Here is a 16,760-nt window from a genome sequence, read left to right as displayed (position 1 = left end):
ACTCATGAATCAGCACGGGTGACCTCCACCTGTCCGAGACCGACCTCCAGCGAGAGATCCACCGTCCCACCCGGCGTGGTGCCGGCGGCGGGGGGCAGCGTCCTGCTCTCGTCGCGGTCGGGTGCGATGTCGATGTCCTCCGGGCGCTGCTGCGGCAGCTGCAGGTCCCCGAGGCCCACCTGTGCCCGCAGCTTCACCGTGACGTTCTTCGGCACGATCACCTCCAGCTTTCCGGCGCCGACCTCGGCCTCGGTGCCCACCGTCGTGCCCGCGGGGACCGCGAGCCGTGACAGATCGAGCGTGCCGACGCCCGTGCCCAGTTCGTAGCGGGGCTCGACGGCGGCGACCGACGCCGGTCTCCAGGTCGTACGGACCCACTCCGTGGAGATCTCCTTGGGCAGCGCCGCCGCCACCGCGAGCAGGCCCGCGGTGACCACGGTCAGGAATATCGTGCCGAACCCGGTCCGGCCGAGGAAGCCGGCGACCACCAGACCGAGACCGAACACCGCGAGGGCGGCGACAAGACCGATCTGCAGGCTCGTGCCGAGCGGATGGGTCTCCCAGGACAGCCCCGTCCCCAGGCCGCCCGCGAGCAGCGCGAGAAGGAAGACGAGGCCGCCGATGGAGCGCGGGCCGCGCTGGACCGCCGACGCCTCGGGCCGCCGCCCGGCCGCGGGCTCGCCCGTGCCCCACTGGCTGCCGGGCACCGGGATCTCGCCGTTCGGCATCCGGCCGTCCGGTCCCGCGCCGTGCGGGCCCCAGAGGTAGCCGACGGCGACCTTGCCGGTCGAACCGTCCTTGACTATCGGGTCCTTCCACCAGGACGGGAACTCCACCAGCGGCGGTGCCTTCGCCTCGGGCGGCGCCTCCGCGACCGCGGCGGCCGTCGCCGCGTCCATGCGGCTCTCGGCGTCGCCGGCGGCGGCCTGCATGCGCCGCTGCGACCAGACCGCCGCGCCGCACACCGCTATCGACAGCATCATCGCGAACGCGAGCGTCCCGCCGTTGCGCAGCATCGACAGGAAGACCCCGCAGCCCACAAGGGCCATCAGCACGGCCGCGAGCGCGGCGCCCTCGACCCGGCCCGAGAGCAGTCTGCGGCCCTCGTTCTCCTCCTCGCCCGCGAGCGGCACGAGCAGCCACGCGAAGCCGTAGAAGATCAGCCCGATGCCGCCGGTCACGGACAGCACGCCGATCGCGATACGGAAGATCACCGGATCGAGATCGAAGTGCCGACCGAGGCCGCCGCACACACCGGCCACGACCCGGTGCTGCCGCGAGCGGCGCAGGGGCGAGACAGATGGGGCCTCCGCCGGCGGCGGGGCCTCGTGCGAAGAAGGCGTCGAACTCGTCATGCGTCCATGGTGACGGCCGCCGCCCCGCCGCGGCACCGGGACCGACCCTGGCCCGACCCTGATATTCCGCGGGCCGTCCACCCCCAGAAGTGCCTAGGGGCCGCTTCCTAGGGGCGATCTCAGGGATCGACCCTGATGTACCCGCCCGGCCGCCCGTGTGACGATCGGTGCATGCCAGCAGCCGCCCATGTCACCGAGACCGACGAACCGCCCGTGCGCAAGCTCTACCGGAGCGCCGACGGACGGTGGCTCGGCGGTGTCGCGCGCGGCCTCGCGGGGCACCTCGGACTGCCCGTGGTCTGGGTCCGCGTCCTGTTCGTCGCCCTGCTCCTCGCGGACGGCCTGGGCGCCCTGCTGTACGCGGTGTTCTGGATCGTCGTCCCGCTCGGCGTCGGCGGCCGGAGCGCGCCCCGTCCGGTCTTCGAGACCACCGCGGACGGCCGGCGACGGCTGCGCAAGCCCGACCGGGGACAGGTCTTCGCGCTGATCGCGCTGGCCATCGGCGCCGCGGTCTTCGCGGGCAACATCGACTGGGGCAATCGGACGGACCGCTATGTCTGGCCCACGCTCCTCATCGGCGTCGGTGTGGTCCTCGTCTGGAGACAGGCGGACAACGCCCGCCGGGCGAGCTGGACCGAGCCCGGACGCCGCCGGCGCACCCTGCAGCTCGCCCGCGGTTTCGCGGGCGTCGCCCTCGTCGGCATGGGGCTGACCGTCTTCATGGTGGTCCGTGGCTCGGCGGCCCAGTTGGGCACCGCGCTGACCGCCGCGATAGCCGTGCTCACCGGCATAGCCCTGCTCGCCGGGCCGTGGCTGGTGCGGATGTCGCAGGACCTCTCCGAGGAGCGCACCATGCGCATCCGCGCGCAGGAGCGCGCCGAGGTCGCCGCCCATGTACACGACTCCGTCCTCCACACGCTCACGCTGATCCAGCGCAACGCGGACGAGCCGGGCGAGGTGCGCCGGCTCGCCCGCGCCCAGGAGCGGGAGTTGCGGAACTGGCTGTACAAGCCGGAGGGCACCGGCAAGGACGAGGGCGAGGAGCCCGAGACCCTCGCCGAGGCGGTGAAACGCGCCGCGGCCGAGGTCGAGGACAAGCACGGCGTGCCGCTGGAGGTCGTGGTCGTGGGCGACTGCCCGCTCGACGAGAAACTGGTGGCACAGATGCAGGCCGCGCGCGAGGCGATGGTCAACGCCGCCAAGTACGGTGGCGAGGGAGGGGCGGTGCAGGTCTACGCGGAGGTCGAGGGCCGTACGGTGTTCGTCTCCGTGCGGGACCGCGGCCCCGGCTTCGACCTCGACGCGGTGCCCGACGACCGGATGGGCGTACGAGAATCGATCATCGGCCGGATGCAGCGCAACGGCGGTTCGGCCCGGCTGCGGTCCGTGCCGGACGGGGGCACCGAAGTGGAGCTTGAGATGGAGAGGGCGGACGGATGAGCGACGAGAGCGGCACCGGGACGACGGCGGCACCGACCACGGAGCGTCGGGTGCGGGTCGTGCTCGTCGACGACCACCGGATGTTCCGCACGGGGGTGCAGGCGGAGATCGGCCGGACCGAGACCACGGGTGTCGAGGTGGTCGGCGAGGCCGCCGACGTCGACCAGGCGGTCACGGTGATCAACGCGACCCGCCCCGAGGTCGTGCTGCTGGACGTGCACCTGCCGGGCGGCGGCGGGGTGGAGGTGCTGCGCCGCTGTACGAGTCTGATGACGGCGGCTGAGGACCCGGTGCGGTTCCTGGCCCTGTCGGTCTCGGACGCGGCGGAGGACGTGATCGGGGTGATCCGGGGCGGCGCCCGCGGCTATGTCACCAAGACGATCACGGGCACGGATCTGGTCGACTCGATCTTCCGTGTCCAGGAGGGCGACGCGGTGTTCTCGCCCAGGCTGGCGGGGTTCGTGCTCGACGCCTTCGCCTCCACCGACGCCCCGCCGGTGGACGAGGACCTCGACCGGCTCACCCAGCGTGAGCGCGAGGTGCTGCGGCTGATCGCCCGTGGATACGCGTACAAGGAGATCGCCAAGCAGCTCTACATCTCGGTGAAGACGGTCGAGTCGCACGTCTCGGCGGTCCTGCGCAAGCTGCAGCTGTCCAACCGGCACGAGCTGACCCGCTGGGCGACGGCCCGTCGACTGGTCTGAGGCCCCGGGCCGGCCGCAGCTCGCCGGCCCGGCGCCCGGCGCGGCCCGCAGGCCGCCCCCCGCGCGGGGACCCGCGGCGTCGCGCCGTGGGCCAGCCCGCCGCGCACCCTGTGCCGTCGCCCCCTACGTCGCCCCGCGCGGGGACCGGCACCCGCGCACCCGCGCCCCGCGCGGGCACCGGCACCCGGGCACCCGCGCACGGGCGCCCCGCGCGTCATCCCACCCGGGTCGCTCCTGCGAACGGCATTTCGTCGATCGGCGCGATCCGCACCGGGGCGCCCGGCCGGGGCGCGTGGATCATCTGGCCGCCGCCGATGTACAGACCGACGTGGCTGATCCCCGAGTAGAAGAACACCAGGTCACCCGGGGCCAGTGCGGAGCGCGAGACCCGCTGTCCGGCGTTGATCTGCGTGTACGTCGTCCGGGGCAGCGCCACCCCGGCCGAGCGCCACGCCGCCTGCGTCAGCCCCGAGCAGTCGTACGACGACGGCCCCGTCGCGCCCCACACGTACGGCTTGCCGATCTGGTCCCGGGCGAAGGAGATCGCCTCCGCCGCGCGGCTGTTCGGCGCCGTGACCGGACCGCGCGGCCCGGAGGTACGGTCGGCTCGGCTTCCGGTCGTGCCCGTGGTGGAGCCGTCGTCGCGACCCGATCCGGCCGACGCCGCCTCGTACCGCGCCCGCTCCTCGGCGGTGAGCCTGGCGAGCAGCGAGCGCGCTTCGCCGAGCTTGGTCTGTACGGCCGCCTTCTGGCGCCGCAGATCGGCCTCGTGCCCGCGCAGCTGCGTCAGCCGCTCGTCCGACTCGGACCGCACCTGCCTGATCCCGGCGAGCTCCCGCTGCACCGAGGCGACGGTCGCCGCCTGCCGCGCCCCGGCCTTCTCGGCCAGCGCGGCGCGCTCCAGGTACTGCTCCGGGTCGGAGGTGAGCGCGAGCTGCACGGCGGGGTCGAGTCCGCCGGAGCGGTACTGCGCGGCGGCGATGGAACCGAGGCCGTTGCGCACGGTGTTGAGCCGGTCGGTCCTCCGGGCCGCCTCGTCCCGCAGCCGGTCGAGCGCGTCCCGCGCGGCGTCCGCCTTCTCCTTCGCGCCGTTGTACTTCTCGGTGGCCACCTCGGCCTCCTGGTACAGCCGGTCGACCTTCGCCTTGACCTGGGCGGGGGTGAGCCGGGGCTCGGCGTGCCCGGAGCCCTCGAAGACGGTCGCGGTCGCCGCAGAGGCGAGGGCGAACGTGGCGGCGGTCCGTACCGCCTGGCCACCGAGGGGGGAGTTCCTGGGCTTCCGGTGCGATGCCACGAGGGCGGGTCACATCCTCTCCCTGTGGGGGTCGATGCCCACCGGGTCCGGCGATGGACCGCACAGGGGAGACGGCCCACCGCCGGATTCTCGGCGGGGGCGACCGACTGCCGCCGGACGGACCGACGGTGGTGGGGAGCCGGCCACCTGGGGGAGGACGCTAAACCTGCCCGTCACGGGGCGGCGGGGGCTTGACCGCTATTGGCGTCACTTGCCGCTTCGGGACCGTTCCCCTTCGGCCGCGACAACGGCTGGGCGCCGCATTCGGGCGTGGGCATGACCGAAGAGGCGGATGAGCTGGACCCGGCCGAACGGGGGTGCTATGGCCCGGTTAGGCTCCGCCCCATGGACGTACTCATCAATGTCTTCGTCGCCCTGCACATCATCGGGATCGCCTCGCTGCTCGGCGGGTTCCTCACCCAGATGAAGGCGATGGGCGCGGGTACGGCCCGCTTCACGCCCGCGATGCTCCACGGCGCGCTCACCATGCTGGTGACCGGCGTCGCCCTGGTCGGCCTCAACCAGGCGGACGACCAGACCGTCAACAACGTGAAGATCGGCATCAAGATGGCGGTCCTCGTCGTCATCCTCGCCCTCGTGTACGTGAAGCGAGACGAGGAGGCGGTCGACAAGGGCCTGTTCGCAGCGGTGGGTGGTCTGACCGTGGCCAACATCTTCATCGCCACGCTCTGGACCTGACGGCCCGGCCCGCGAGCCTGGACCTGACGGTCCGGCCCGGTCCGGCCCGCGAGCCTGGACCTGACGGCCCGGTCCGGCACCGGACGGAGACCGGCCGCGACCCCCGCCCAGCACGGCCCCCAGCATCGGGCAGAGCCTCAGGCCGGGCGGATGCTTCCGTAGATCGGCATGTAGTAGATCGACTCCTCGCGGACGTTCGCGCCCGGCTTCGGCGCGTGGATCATCTTGCCGCCGCCGATGTAGAGGCCGACGTGGCTGATGTCGTCGTAGAAGAAGACGAGATCGCCGGGGAGCAGATCGGCCGTGGCGACCCGGGTCCCCACCTCCACCTGGTCCCAGGTGGTACGGGGCAGGTCGACGCCCGCGGCCTTCCAGGCGGCCTGGGTCAGCCCCGAGCAGTCGTACGACGACGGCCCCGTCGCGCCCCACACGTACGGCTTGCCGATCTGGGCGCGAGCGAAGGACAGCGCCTTCTCGGCCTTCGCCGCGTAGGTCGAGCCGCTCGATCCGCCGTTCGCCGGCGGCTGGGCGGGCTGCTGCTGCTCCTGCGCCGCCTCCGCCTGCCTGCGCCGCTCGGCCTCCGCCGCCCTGGCCTCGGCCTCCGCCTTGGCCTGCGCCTCGGCCTTGCGCCGCGCCTCCGCCTGCCGCTTGCGCTCCAGCTCCTCCAGGCGCGCCTTCTCCTCGGCCGTCAGCCTGGCCAGCAGCGTCCGCGCCTCTCCCAGCTTCCGCTGGACGGTCTGCTTGGTCGTGCGCAGCGTCGCCTGCGACTCGGTGAGGGTCTCCAGGCTCTTCGTCGCCTCCGCCCGCTGCTTCGCCGCCGCGAGGCGCTTGCCTTCGTAGTCCGTCACCGCGCTGCGCTGGCGCTCGGTGAGCCGGTCCATGAGGTGGGTCTGGTCGAAGTACGACTGCGGGCTGTCCGCGAAGATCAGCGCGGCGGTCGGGCCGACGGCCCCGGCGCGGTACTGCGCCGCCGCGTACGAGCCGAGCGCGCGCCGTGACTCGTTGATCTCGTCCGTCCGCTTGGCCACGTCGTCGAGGAGCCCGTCGACCTTGCGCCGCTGCTGGTCGGTGGTCTCCTTGGCCCGGTTGTACTCCTGCGTCGCCGTGCCGGCCTGCCGGTAGAGGTCGTCGACCTTCTTCTGGATCTCCTCCACCGTGGGCTTCGGCGGTGCCGCGGGCGTCGCCTGCGCACTCTGCGTGGTCAGCAGCGTGACCCCGGCGAGCGCGGCCGTCGTGACCCCGACGGCGGGGGAGTGTGAGCGGGTGCTGCGCGGCTTGCGATGGGACGCCAAGACCGGCATCTCCTTCCGTGGCCGCCGAGTGGGACGACCGGCGTCAACTGCCCAGGGCAGGACCGGCTTCGGCGTGGGCGGCCCGCTCGGCGCGTTTCGCCGTCGGAGAGGACGGGCTGCTTGGGCGAGCACGCTAGCCAACCCGCGGTGCGGCTGGGAAGGCCGATGTTCGATATGCCCGATACATTTCCGTGACCTTAAGTGGAGCATCACCTTCCGTAATCTTTCGGTCACTTCGGGAGGTGGCGGCGGGCTGTCAGTGCGGCGGCCTAGACTCGTTAGGCGATGAGCAGCCTCTTTGACGACAGCTTCCTGGCGAGCCTCCAGAACCACCCCTCGGAGGAGCCCCCGCCCCCGCCCGAGGACGAGCACCACGCTCCCGGCGCCCCGGCCGCGGAGGAGGTCCCGCACGACCTCTTCGAGGGGCGCTTCGACGCGCCGCCGTCCAGGGACGCGTACTACCGCGACGGTGCCGCCCGGCCCGTCGTGGACGCGGCCGCGCTCCTGGACGGGCTGAACGAGGAGCAGCGCGCAGCCGTCGTCCACAGCGGAGCCCCGCTGCTCATCGTCGCGGGCGCCGGCTCCGGCAAGACCCGCGTGCTCACGCACCGCATCGCCCACCTCCTGGCCACCCGGCACGTCCACCCCGGCCAGATACTGGCGATCACCTTCACCAACAAGGCCGCCGGCGAGATGAAGGAGCGCGTCGAGCAGCTCGTCGGCCCGCGCGCCAACGCCATGTGGGTCATGACCTTCCACAGCGCCTGCGTCCGCATCCTGCGCCGGGAGAGCAAGAAGCTCGGCTTCACGTCCTCCTTCTCGATCTACGACGCCGCCGACTCCAAGCGCCTGATGGCGCTGGTCTGCCGCGACCTGGACCTCGACCCGAAGAAGTTCCCGCCGAAGTCCTTCACGGCCAAGGTCTCGAACCTGAAGAACGAGCTGATCGACGAGGAGACCTTCGCCGACCAGGCCGCCGACGGCTTCGAGAAGACGCTCGCCGAGGCGTACCGGATGTACCAGGCGCGGCTGCGCGAGGCCAACGCCCTGGACTTCGACGACATCATCATGACGACGGTCCACCTGCTCCAGGCGTTCCCGGACGTCGCCGAGCACTACCGCCGCCGCTTCCGTCACGTCCTCGTCGACGAGTACCAGGACACCAACCACGCCCAGTACACCCTCGTACGGGAGCTGGTCGGCACCGGCTACGAAGACCTGGACCCGGCCGAGCTGTGCGTCGTCGGTGACGCGGACCAGTCGATCTACGCCTTCCGCGGCGCGACCATCCGCAACATCCTCCAGTTCGAGGAGGACTACCCGAACGCGACGACGATCCTCCTGGAGCAGAACTACCGCTCCACGCAGACGATCCTCTCGGCCGCCAACGCCGTCATCGAGCGCAACGAGTCCCGCCGCCCCAAGAACCTGTGGACCAACGCGGGCGCGGGCGCGCAGATCACCGGTTACGTCGCGGACACCGAGCACGACGAGGCCCAGTTCGTCGCCGACGAGATCGACCGGCTCACGGACGCGGGCGACGCGAAGGCCGGTGACGTCGCCGTCTTCTACCGGACGAACGCCCAGTCCCGTGTCTTCGAAGAGATCTTCATCCGCGTCGGCCTGCCCTACAAGGTCGTCGGCGGCGTGCGCTTCTACGAGCGCAAGGAGGTCCGCGACGTCCTCGCCTATCTGCGCGTCCTCGCCAACCCCGAGGACAACGTCCCGCTGCGCCGCATTCTGAACGTGCCCAAGCGTGGCATCGGCGAGCGCGCCGAGGCGATGATCGACGCGCTCTCCCTCCGGGAGAAGATCACGTTCCCGCAGGCGCTGAAGCGGGTCGACGAGGCGTACGGCATGGCGGCGCGGTCCGCGAACGCGGTCAAGCGCTTCAACACCCTCATGGAGGAGCTCCGTACGGTCGTCGACTCCGGCGCCGGCCCCGCGGTCGTCCTCGAAGCCGTACTGGAGCGGACCGGGTACCTCGCCGAGCTGCAGGCCTCCACCGACCCGCAGGACGAGACCCGCATCGAGAACCTGCAGGAACTGGCCGCCGTGGCCCTGGAGTTCGAGCAGGAGCGCGGCGAGGAGGAGACCGGCACCCTGGCCGAGTTCCTGGAGAAGGTCGCGCTCGTCGCCGACTCCGACCAGATCCCCGACGAGGACGAGGAGGGGTCGGGCGTCATCACGCTGATGACCCTGCACACCGCCAAGGGCCTCGAATTCCCGGTCGTGTTCCTGACCGGCATGGAAGACGGCGTCTTCCCGCACATGCGCGCGCTCGGCCAGGCCAAGGAGCTGGAGGAGGAGCGGCGCCTCGCGTACGTGGGCATCACCCGCGCCCGCGAGCGGCTGTATCTGACGCGTTCCTCGATGCGCAGCGCCTGGGGCCAGCCCTCGTACAACCCGGCCTCGCGCTTCCTGGAGGAGATCCCGCCGACGTATCTGGAATGGAAGCGGACCGGCCCCATGGTCAAGCCCGCCGGGCCGACCTCGGGGATCACGTCCTCGCTCTCCTCCTCCCGCGCGCGCTCGGGCCCCTCGGGCTTCGCGACCCGCCGCACCAGCGACAAGCCGGTGATCACGCTCCAGGTCGGCGACCGGGTCACGCACGACCAGTTCGGACTCGGCACGGTCATGCAGGTCACGGGCGCCGGCGGCGACGCGCAGGCGACCATCGACTTCGGCGACGAGAAGCCGAAGCGGCTGCTTCTGCGGTACGCGCCGGTCGAGAAGCTGTAGGACGGCGCAGAGGAGAGGGCCCCGGCTTCGGCCGGGGCCCTCTCCCATGGTCGCTACGGATGGTCGCTACGGATGTGTCAGCCGGTCGGGTTGAGACCGTGGCTGCGCAGCCACGCCTCGGGGTCGATCGCCGCCCCGCCGCCCGGACGGACCTCGAAGTGGAGGTGCGGGCCGGTGGAGTTGCCCGAGTTGCCGGAGTACGCGATGACGTCGCCGGCCTTGACCTTGCCCGAGCGGATCTTGGTGCTGCTCAGGTGGCAGTACCAGGTCTCGGTGCCGTCCGGGGCGGTCACGATCGCCATGTTGCCGTAGGCGCTGTTCCACTGGGTGCGGACGGTGCCGTCGGTCGCGGCCATCACCTTGGTGCCGTACTGGACGGGGAAGTCGATGCCGGTGTGCACGGACATCCAGTTGACGCCCGCCTGGCCGTAGCTCGCGCTGAGCTGGTGCAGCTTCACCGGGAGCGCGAACTTGGGGCGCAGCGCCTCCTTGCGGGCCGCCTCCTCCTCGCGCTTCTTCTTCTCCGCCTCCTGGCGCGCCTTGAGGTCGATGCGCTCCTGGGTGCGGCTGGCACGGTCGCCGAAGTCGCGGGCGTCGGCGCTGAGCGCGGCGAGCTGGGTGTCCAGCTCGTTGTTGGCGGCGACCGGCTTGACGGAGGCCGGGTCGGCGGCGGCCATCGACGTCGTGTCGTCCTTCGTCTCGGCGCCCGCGTCCGCGAGACCTCCGACCGAGGCGGCGGCGATCCCGGCGACGCCCATGACGCAGGCGGAGGGGACGGCGACGGTCAGCAGGGCGGAGCGCTTGGCGGGCGTACGGCGACGGCCTCGGCTGCCACCGGAGGAGCGGCGCACGGGGCGGGCGGCGGTCGCGGCCGTGGCGGCGGGCACGGCGACCGGCTCCGGGTCCGGAGACTCCGTGAGGGTCTCGACGGCCGGGTCCTCGGACTCCGCCGGGGCCTCGTACTCGTAGGCGTACGTGTAGTCGGCCTCGTACGACTCCTCGTACGACTGCTCAACGGGCTTCTCGTAGGAGTCGTCGTACGACTCCTCGTAGGTGGCCGGCTGCTCGGGCTGCGCCTCGGGGGCCGGGACGAACTCGTACTCGGGGGTGTACTGCTGCGGAACGAGGGGCTCGGCGACCAGGAGGTCCTGCTGCGGCGCGGCGTAGTTCCAGGCGGTGGCGTCGTACGTACCCGTCTCGAAGGCGGGGGCCGTCCACTGGCCGGTGGTGTCGTACGAGGCGAAGTGCGCCGTCTCGTACTGACCCGTCTGCTGGGCCTCGTTCCAGGCGGAGGCGTCCCACTGTCCGGTCGTGGCGTACTGACCCGTGGTCGCGTACGCGCCGGTGTCCCACTGCTGGCCGCCGCTCCACTGCGTGGTGTCGTACTGGCCGCTGTGACCGGCGTCGTAACCGCCCGGGAGGGCGCCGAAGAGCGGGTCCGTGGCGAAGCTGCCGGTGCTGTGGGCGTCGTCTCCGACGTACCCGGCGTGGGGGTGCTGGTCGTTCACCAACTTCTCTCTCGCCTCGGCGGCAGGACCAGTCCGGGGCGGGCCCGACGAGGGTGTCCCGGGGTTAAGCAGTGGCGCGACTGTACCCGGCGGTATACGCGGGCGACAATCTTCCGCGGGTTTTGGGTCCACAGGAAACGGGCAATCGGCCGTGTTTCGGTGGTCTCGGGGTACAGGTTTGGCTCTGTGTTCGAGGAACGTTCGAAGAACAGACGCCTTCTGGCGGGTCGTCAGGCGTCTGCGAGCGCTGCCGGTCTCCACCCGTGGAGCCGGGCCCGGTCACGCCACGGAGGCGGCTCCCGGTTCGGCTCCCGGCGCGGCGTCGGGCGTGTCGGTGCCGAGCGCCTCGCAGATCCCCGTCGCGACGGTCGGATGCACCGGCAGGGCGAGATGGCCGATCCCACTGACCTGGACGTTGTGCACCAGCAGGTCGGGGTGGTCGAGCCGCGCCGTCTCGACGGGGATCATCACCTGGTCCAGGTCGCTCCAGAAGCTGACACAGCGCGTCCGGCAGCCCGGCGCGGGCTCGGCGAGCTCGTTCAGCACGTCGGAGCCGGGGCGCATCTGGCGGACCAGCGGATGGGCCGCGGCCCACGGGGCGGCGGTGGTGCCGGCGTGCGGGGTGCCGAGCATGACCAGCGTGCGGACCCGCTCGTCACCGCCCAGGCGCTGTACGTAATAACGGGCGATGAGCCCGCCCAGGCTGTGCCCGACGATGTCGACCTCGTGGTGGCCGGTGCGGGCGCAGACCTCCTCGATGTGGCGGCCCAGGAGGCCGGCGGCGGCCCGCAGGTCGCAGGTGAGCGGAGAGTAGTTGAACGACTCGACGGGGCGACGGCCGTGCCGGGCCAGGGAGCGGCGCAGCAGGACGAAGACGGAGCGGTTGTCGACGAAGCCGTGGAGAAGGACGACGGGGCGTCCCGCGCGGGCCTTGGTGTCCGGCCCCGCGTCGGGGTCGGGGGCGGGGGCGGCATACGGGCGCTCGGCGACCATGCCGGAGGGGTAGAGGAGCAGATGGCCGGTGAGGATCGCCAGCTCGAGGGCGTTGGCCTTCAGCGCAGTGGTGACCTTGGTGAGCCGGGTGAGCTCCATCGGCGACCTCCGTGCGGCATGCGGGCGCCGAACGGTAGTCCGGTGAGCCGTACGTCCGGGTCGCCTGACGACCCGGACGTACGGCTACCCCGTTGCGGCTCCCTTGCGCAGGACCCCTGCGGCTGGTGGGCCCAGGAGGAGGGCCCGGAGGGGTCCGGCACATGCGAACAATGTCCCACCGTGTGATTTCCCCCTCGCTGCCCACCGCGAAACAGCGGCGTGCGGGATGCTGGCGATAACGTTCGTTCACCTCCCCGGGCAATGAAGCGCGGGGGTCGCATGTGGAGGCAGTGATGGGTGTGACCGGTCCGATCCGCGTGGTGGTGGCCAAGCCGGGTCTCGACGGCCACGATCGCGGGGCCAAGGTGATCGCGCGGGCGCTGCGCGACGCCGGTATGGAGGTCATCTACACAGGGCTGCACCAGACGCCCGAGCAGATCGTGGACACGGCCATCCAGGAGGACGCCGACGCGATCGGGCTGTCGATCCTCTCGGGTGCCCACAACACGCTGTTCGTGAAGGTCCTGGAGCTTCTGAAGGAGCGCGACGCGGAGGACATCAAGGTCTTCGGCGGCGGCATCATCCCGGACGCGGACATCGCGCCTCTGAAGGAGAAGGGCGTGGCTGAGATCTTCACGCCGGGCGCGACGACGGCGTCGATCGTGGCCTGGGTGAACGCGAACGTCCGCGTCGCCGCCTAGGGGGCGTCCGGCGGATCATGGCCGGGGCCGCCACGCCTGGCACGGCACCTCGCCGCGGGAAGCGGGGGTGCACGGGGCGGCCGTCCAGCCGCCGTGCGCTCCCGCCGAAAAGTCCCCCGAACGGCCTAACCGGCCGCCCGCCGGACCCCGTCTCGTGATCCCCTGGACCCATGATCGCGTGATCCCTCCGGCATCCGGCCGTCGCGTCGCCCGGTCACTCCGCCAGGGGTGCCAGTTCCGTCTGCATCTGCGCGCGCAGACGCAGCGTCGACACCAGGCGCTGGAACGCCTCCGACCAGTAGCCCCCGGCCCCCGGGGACGCGTCCTCCGGGTCCGTCGTGAGGGCGGTCAGGGACTCCAGCTGCGTCGCCGCCTCGGGCGCGAGGCAGCGCTCCGCGAGGCCCATCACCCCGCTGAAGCTCCACGGGTAGCTGCCCGCGTCCCGTGCGATGTCCAGGGCGTCGATCACGGCCCCGCCCAGCGGCCCCGACCAGGGCACCGTGCAGACGCCGAGGAGCTGGAAGGCCTCCGAGAGACCATGGGCCGCGATGAAGGCGGCGACCCACTGGGCCCGCTCCTCGTGCGGGAGCGTCGAGAGCAGCTTCGCCCGTTCCGCCAGGGACGACGTGCCCGGCCCGGTCGCCGGAGGTGCGGTCGGGGCGCCGAGCAGTGCCCGTGACCAGTCGGCGTCCCGCTGACGGACCGCCGCACGGCACCACGCGGCGTGCAGCTCGCCCTCCCAGCCGTCCGCGACCGGAAGCGTGACGATCTCCTCGGGCGAACGCCCGCCGAACCGCGCAGGCCAGCAGGACAGAGGCGCCGACTCGACGATGCGCCCCAGCCACCAGGACCGCTCGCCCCGGCCCGTCGGCGGGACGGCGACGACCCCGTCCCGCTCCATCCCGGCGTCGCACTCGTGCGGCGCCTCGACCACGATCGTCGCGCCCCCCTCCGTACGGTCCAGGGAGACGCAGGACGTCGCGCGGCCCGCCATCCGGCCGGCGAGCGCCGATCCGGGCAGGGCGGAGAGCAGCTCGGCGGCGGTCGACCGGACGTTACGGCTGCGGTCGGACAGCGCCCCCTCCAGGAACTCCTCGTCGGCGCCGGAGAGTCCGGCCCGCAGGGAGTCCAGGAACATCAGCCGGTCCTCCGCCCGCTCCACCACCCAGGTGGAACGCAGCAGGGCCAGGCCGGCCTCCGGGTCCTCCGCCCGTACGGAGGCCAGCAGCGCGACCCGCTCGGCGAACAGGCCCTCCTCCCACAGCGCTTCGACCGCCTCGCCGTCCCGGACGTCGGGGAGTGTGGTGCTGCCTCCCGCCCCGCGCAGGGCGAACTTCCAGTCCGGGTTGAACCGGGCCAGCCAGAGCCCGCGTGGCCCGGCCAAGGTCAGCGCCTGCGGCCGCAGGTCCGTACGGGCGCGTGCGGCGTCGAGGAGCGCGGGCAGGGCGGAGGCGGGTGCCTTGTAGCCGTGTTCGTTGGCCGTGGCGAGCCACTGGGGGAGCAGCTCGGCGAGATCGGGCGCGGCACCGCGCCGCCCGCCGGACGGGGCGGGCGCCGCCCGGCCCGCGAGGAGCTGGCCGAGCCGGCGGCGGGCGGCCTCGGGCAGGGGGGCGCGGTGGTCCTCCGGCGCGGGCTCGGGCGCCGGAGCGGCGGGCCCGGGCCGCAGACCCGCCCTGCGCCGCACGGTGTGCAGCGCGGCGGCGTCCAGCAGAGCGACGGGAGCGCCGCCGGCTGCCGTCCCGGGGCGGGTGGCGAGTGCGGGCGGCCGGCGATCCGTGCCGAGCAGCGCCGAGGTGACGAGTTCTTCCCAGGCGTCCATGGAGCTCCTCCAGCTGTCGTCGGGCGAGTCGTGCGAGGTCGTTCGTACGGGTCCGTCGCACGGAACCGGTCGTACGGAAGTCAGTGGAGCGGGACCGTCTCTCCGGGGGTCTCGGCCGACCAGGCGGCGAGCGGGGTGAACCCCCGGTGGCCGCACTCGCCGAAGACGGTCACGGGGCCGCCCCCGGAGAGCGCGGCGAGCCGCCACAGGCCGGGCCGCCCGAGCGCGGGGCCGCTGAGGGGCAGGGCCGCCCCGCCGTCCGCGGCCGGCGTCGCGTCGGCGAGCTGCCAGCCGTGGTCCGTCGGTATCGGGACGACATCGGAGAGCGTCACCGGCCAGGAGTCCAGCCAGGGGTCCTCCCGCAGGGCGAGGCCGTAGGCGGTGAGCGCGTCGCCGACCGTGCCGCCGGGGGGTGGGACGTCGAGCGGGGCCGGGGCGGTGAACTGCTCGCCCAGCTCGGCCCGGAGCCCCGCGCCCGCGTGCGGGGTGAGCGCGGCGTCGATCACCGCACCCACGGGAAGGGCCAGTTGAGGTGCGCGCCCGACCGCTCCGAAGGAGAGGAGCAGCGCCGTGCGTCCGGTCGCGCGGCCGTGCAGCCAGATGCGACGCGTCGTCAGCTTGCCGTCGCCGGTGTCGTACTGCGCGAGGACGAGCCAGTGGTCCCGCACCGAGGGGCCCTCGGCGGGGGCGGTCAGGCCCACCCGGGTCCGTACGGTCGCGGCGAGGGGTCCCGGGAGCCGGTCGACGGAGAGCCAGGCCCGGTCGAGGAGATGGGTCAGCGCGCACTCCTCCAGGAGCCGGACGGGCCAGCCGGGCCCCGAACCCGGAATCGCGCCCAACTCCCTGACCCGGCCGGCGAGTCCCGGGGCCTGGGCGTCGACCATGCGGGCCGCCGTCTCCTCCCAGAGGCCGTATCCGGACCGCTCGGCCGAGGCCAGCCCGCCGCGAAGCAGGTCGGCCAGTCGCTGCTCCAACTCCTCGGCGCCGGAGGTGATCCGGGCCGAACGCCGCTCCGCCCTGCGGCGCGCGGCCTCGGGATCGGCGGTGGCCGGTCCCGTCCCCTCCGCCGCGAGCGCACGGACGGCCGCGCGCTCGCGGCGGCCCTCCAGCCAGCCCGTCGCCCAGTCGGGCACCTCCGTGCCCGCGACCGCCGCCGTGTCCGTGGCCCAGAGCAGCAGCAGCCCCAGCGCGTGCTTGCACGGGAACTTCCGGCTGGGGCAACTGCAGGAGTACGCCGGGCCCGTGGTGTCCACGACCGTGCGGTACGGCTTGCTGCCGCTGCCCCGGCACAGGCCCCAGACGGCCCCGTCACCGCCGCTGCCTGTGCCCGACCACGGTCCGGCCGTGCCGAGCTTGCTGCCCGCTCTGCGCGAGGCGTCGTCAGGAGCCAGTGCCAGCACCTGATCCGCCGTCCAGCGCACCCCCTGTGTGTTCATGCCCTCGACGGTAGGGGCCTCCACTGACAATGGACTTGACCTGCTCGTTCGAACGCGAGGAGGGCGGCGCCGGGTATTTGACTTTGCCTTCCCTTTAAGGTTTTCTGCCCGGGACCTGTCACACAACTCGCACCAGGGGGACCCCTCATGAAGCGCACCATCCGCACCGCCGTCTCGGCGCTCGCCGTCACCGGCCTCGCGCTCGGGCTCGGCGCCTGTTCCGCCGCGGACAAGGCCGCCGACCAGGTCGACAAGGCAGTGAACGAGACCTTCGAGGTGACGTACGAGGTCTCCGGCAAGGGCATCGAGTCGATCGAGTACCACGGCGGCAGCGGTACGGCCATGGAGCCGAAGCTCGAGAAGGAGTCGAAGCCGACCACGCCGTGGAAGAAGACGGTGACGCTGAAGGGGATCATGCCGCCGGCCGTCATGCCGATCTCGCTCAACCCGGCCGACCTCACCTGCAAGGTCATCCACGAGGGCAAGGTACTCAAGGAGGCGAAGGGCGCGGACGCGATGGCCGGAGGCTGCGTCGCGGTCTCGCCGATCGCCGGCTGACGCCCCGCGCGCACCCGGATTCGCACCCGGCCACGGGTTCGGACACGCGCCCGGATTCGGCCTCTGACCTGCGGCGACCGCCGACTGTCAGTGGCATGGTGCACGGTGGATCCCACATCA

13 protein-coding genes are annotated in these 16,760 nt (G+C 72.6%); 6 read left to right on the top strand and 7 right to left on the bottom strand.

The window, feature by feature from the left end; translation table 11 throughout:
• Positions 1-2 precede the first annotated feature (2 nt).
• A complete protein-coding gene (locus M5362_RS21545; protein ID WP_260229333.1) occupies positions 3-1,355 on the bottom strand; it encodes a PspC domain-containing protein in 1,353 nt (450 codons plus the stop codon).
• Positions 1,356-1,526: 171 nt separating this feature from the next.
• Here M5362_RS21545 and M5362_RS21540 point away from each other — a divergent pair, with 171 nt between their 5' ends.
• Positions 1,527-2,795 (top strand): ATP-binding protein, encoded by a 1,269-nt coding sequence (locus tag M5362_RS21540; protein WP_260229332.1) that lies wholly within the window; start codon positions 1,527-1,529, stop codon positions 2,793-2,795.
• Positions 2,792-3,499, top strand: coding sequence for a response regulator transcription factor (locus tag M5362_RS21535; protein ID WP_260229331.1), 708 nt, complete (start codon positions 2,792-2,794; stop codon positions 3,497-3,499). The genes M5362_RS21540 and M5362_RS21535 overlap by 4 nt, the downstream gene beginning before the upstream one ends.
• Before the next feature lie 214 nt (positions 3,500-3,713).
• Here M5362_RS21535 and M5362_RS21530 read toward each other — a convergent pair whose 3' ends face one another.
• Positions 3,714-4,793: a C40 family peptidase gene (locus M5362_RS21530; RefSeq protein WP_260229330.1), complete on the bottom strand. Its 1,080-nt coding sequence runs from the start codon at positions 4,791-4,793 to the stop codon at positions 3,714-3,716.
• A 345-nt stretch (positions 4,794-5,138) separates the two neighbouring features.
• On the opposite strand from M5362_RS21530, the gene M5362_RS21525 reads away from it, so the two are divergent.
• On the top strand, positions 5,139-5,492 hold the full coding sequence (locus M5362_RS21525; RefSeq protein WP_260229329.1) for a hypothetical protein: 354 nt from the start codon (positions 5,139-5,141) through the stop codon (positions 5,490-5,492).
• A gap of 137 nt (positions 5,493-5,629) precedes the next feature.
• Here the strand turns inward: M5362_RS21525 and M5362_RS21520 are convergent, their stop codons facing one another.
• The gene (locus tag M5362_RS21520; protein WP_260229328.1) at positions 5,630-6,793 is read right to left on the bottom strand and encodes an NlpC/P60 family protein; all 1,164 of its coding nucleotides are present in this window, start codon (positions 6,791-6,793) and stop codon (positions 5,630-5,632) included.
• Positions 6,794-7,069: 276 nt separating this feature from the next.
• Between M5362_RS21520 and pcrA the strand changes: the two genes are divergently transcribed.
• Positions 7,070-9,526: a DNA helicase PcrA gene (gene pcrA, locus M5362_RS21515; RefSeq protein WP_260229327.1), complete on the top strand. Its 2,457-nt coding sequence runs from the start codon at positions 7,070-7,072 to the stop codon at positions 9,524-9,526.
• 77 nt (positions 9,527-9,603) lie between these two features.
• On the opposite strand, the gene M5362_RS21510 is transcribed toward pcrA, so the two are convergent.
• Entirely contained in the window at positions 9,604-11,034 is a 1,431-nt protein-coding gene (locus M5362_RS21510; RefSeq protein WP_260229326.1) for a peptidoglycan DD-metalloendopeptidase family protein, read from the bottom strand.
• Between the two features lie 279 nt (positions 11,035-11,313).
• Complete coding sequence (locus M5362_RS21505; protein WP_260229325.1) at positions 11,314-12,126, bottom strand: triacylglycerol lipase; 813 nt, start codon at positions 12,124-12,126, stop codon at positions 11,314-11,316.
• 293 nt (positions 12,127-12,419) lie between these two features.
• Here M5362_RS21505 and M5362_RS21500 point away from each other — a divergent pair, with 293 nt between their 5' ends.
• Positions 12,420-12,827, top strand: a complete 408-nt coding sequence (locus tag M5362_RS21500; protein ID WP_260229324.1) for a cobalamin B12-binding domain-containing protein — start codon at positions 12,420-12,422, stop codon at positions 12,825-12,827.
• A gap of 214 nt (positions 12,828-13,041) precedes the next feature.
• On the opposite strand, the gene M5362_RS21495 is transcribed toward M5362_RS21500, so the two are convergent.
• A complete protein-coding gene (locus tag M5362_RS21495) occupies positions 13,042-14,646 on the bottom strand; it encodes a DUF5691 domain-containing protein (protein WP_260229323.1) in 1,605 nt (534 codons plus the stop codon).
• Positions 14,647-14,726: 80 nt separating this feature from the next.
• Positions 14,727-16,082 carry an SWIM zinc finger domain-containing protein gene (locus M5362_RS21490; RefSeq protein ID WP_260229322.1) on the bottom strand — a complete coding sequence of 452 codons (1,356 nt, stop codon included), beginning with the start codon at positions 16,080-16,082 and terminating at the stop codon, positions 14,727-14,729.
• Positions 16,083-16,229: 147 nt separating this feature from the next.
• Here M5362_RS21490 and M5362_RS21485 point away from each other — a divergent pair, with 147 nt between their 5' ends.
• Positions 16,230-16,640, top strand: a complete 411-nt coding sequence (locus M5362_RS21485) for a hypothetical protein (protein WP_260229321.1) — start codon at positions 16,230-16,232, stop codon at positions 16,638-16,640.
• The last annotated feature ends 120 nt before the right edge of the window (positions 16,641-16,760 follow it).

It is taken from the genome of Streptomyces sp. Je 1-79, assembly GCF_025195125.1.
GTDB lineage: Bacteria > Actinomycetota > Actinomycetes > Streptomycetales > Streptomycetaceae > Streptomyces.
Note: the sequence above shows the minus strand (reverse complement) of the source record. Positions and strands in the feature narration are given on the sequence as shown.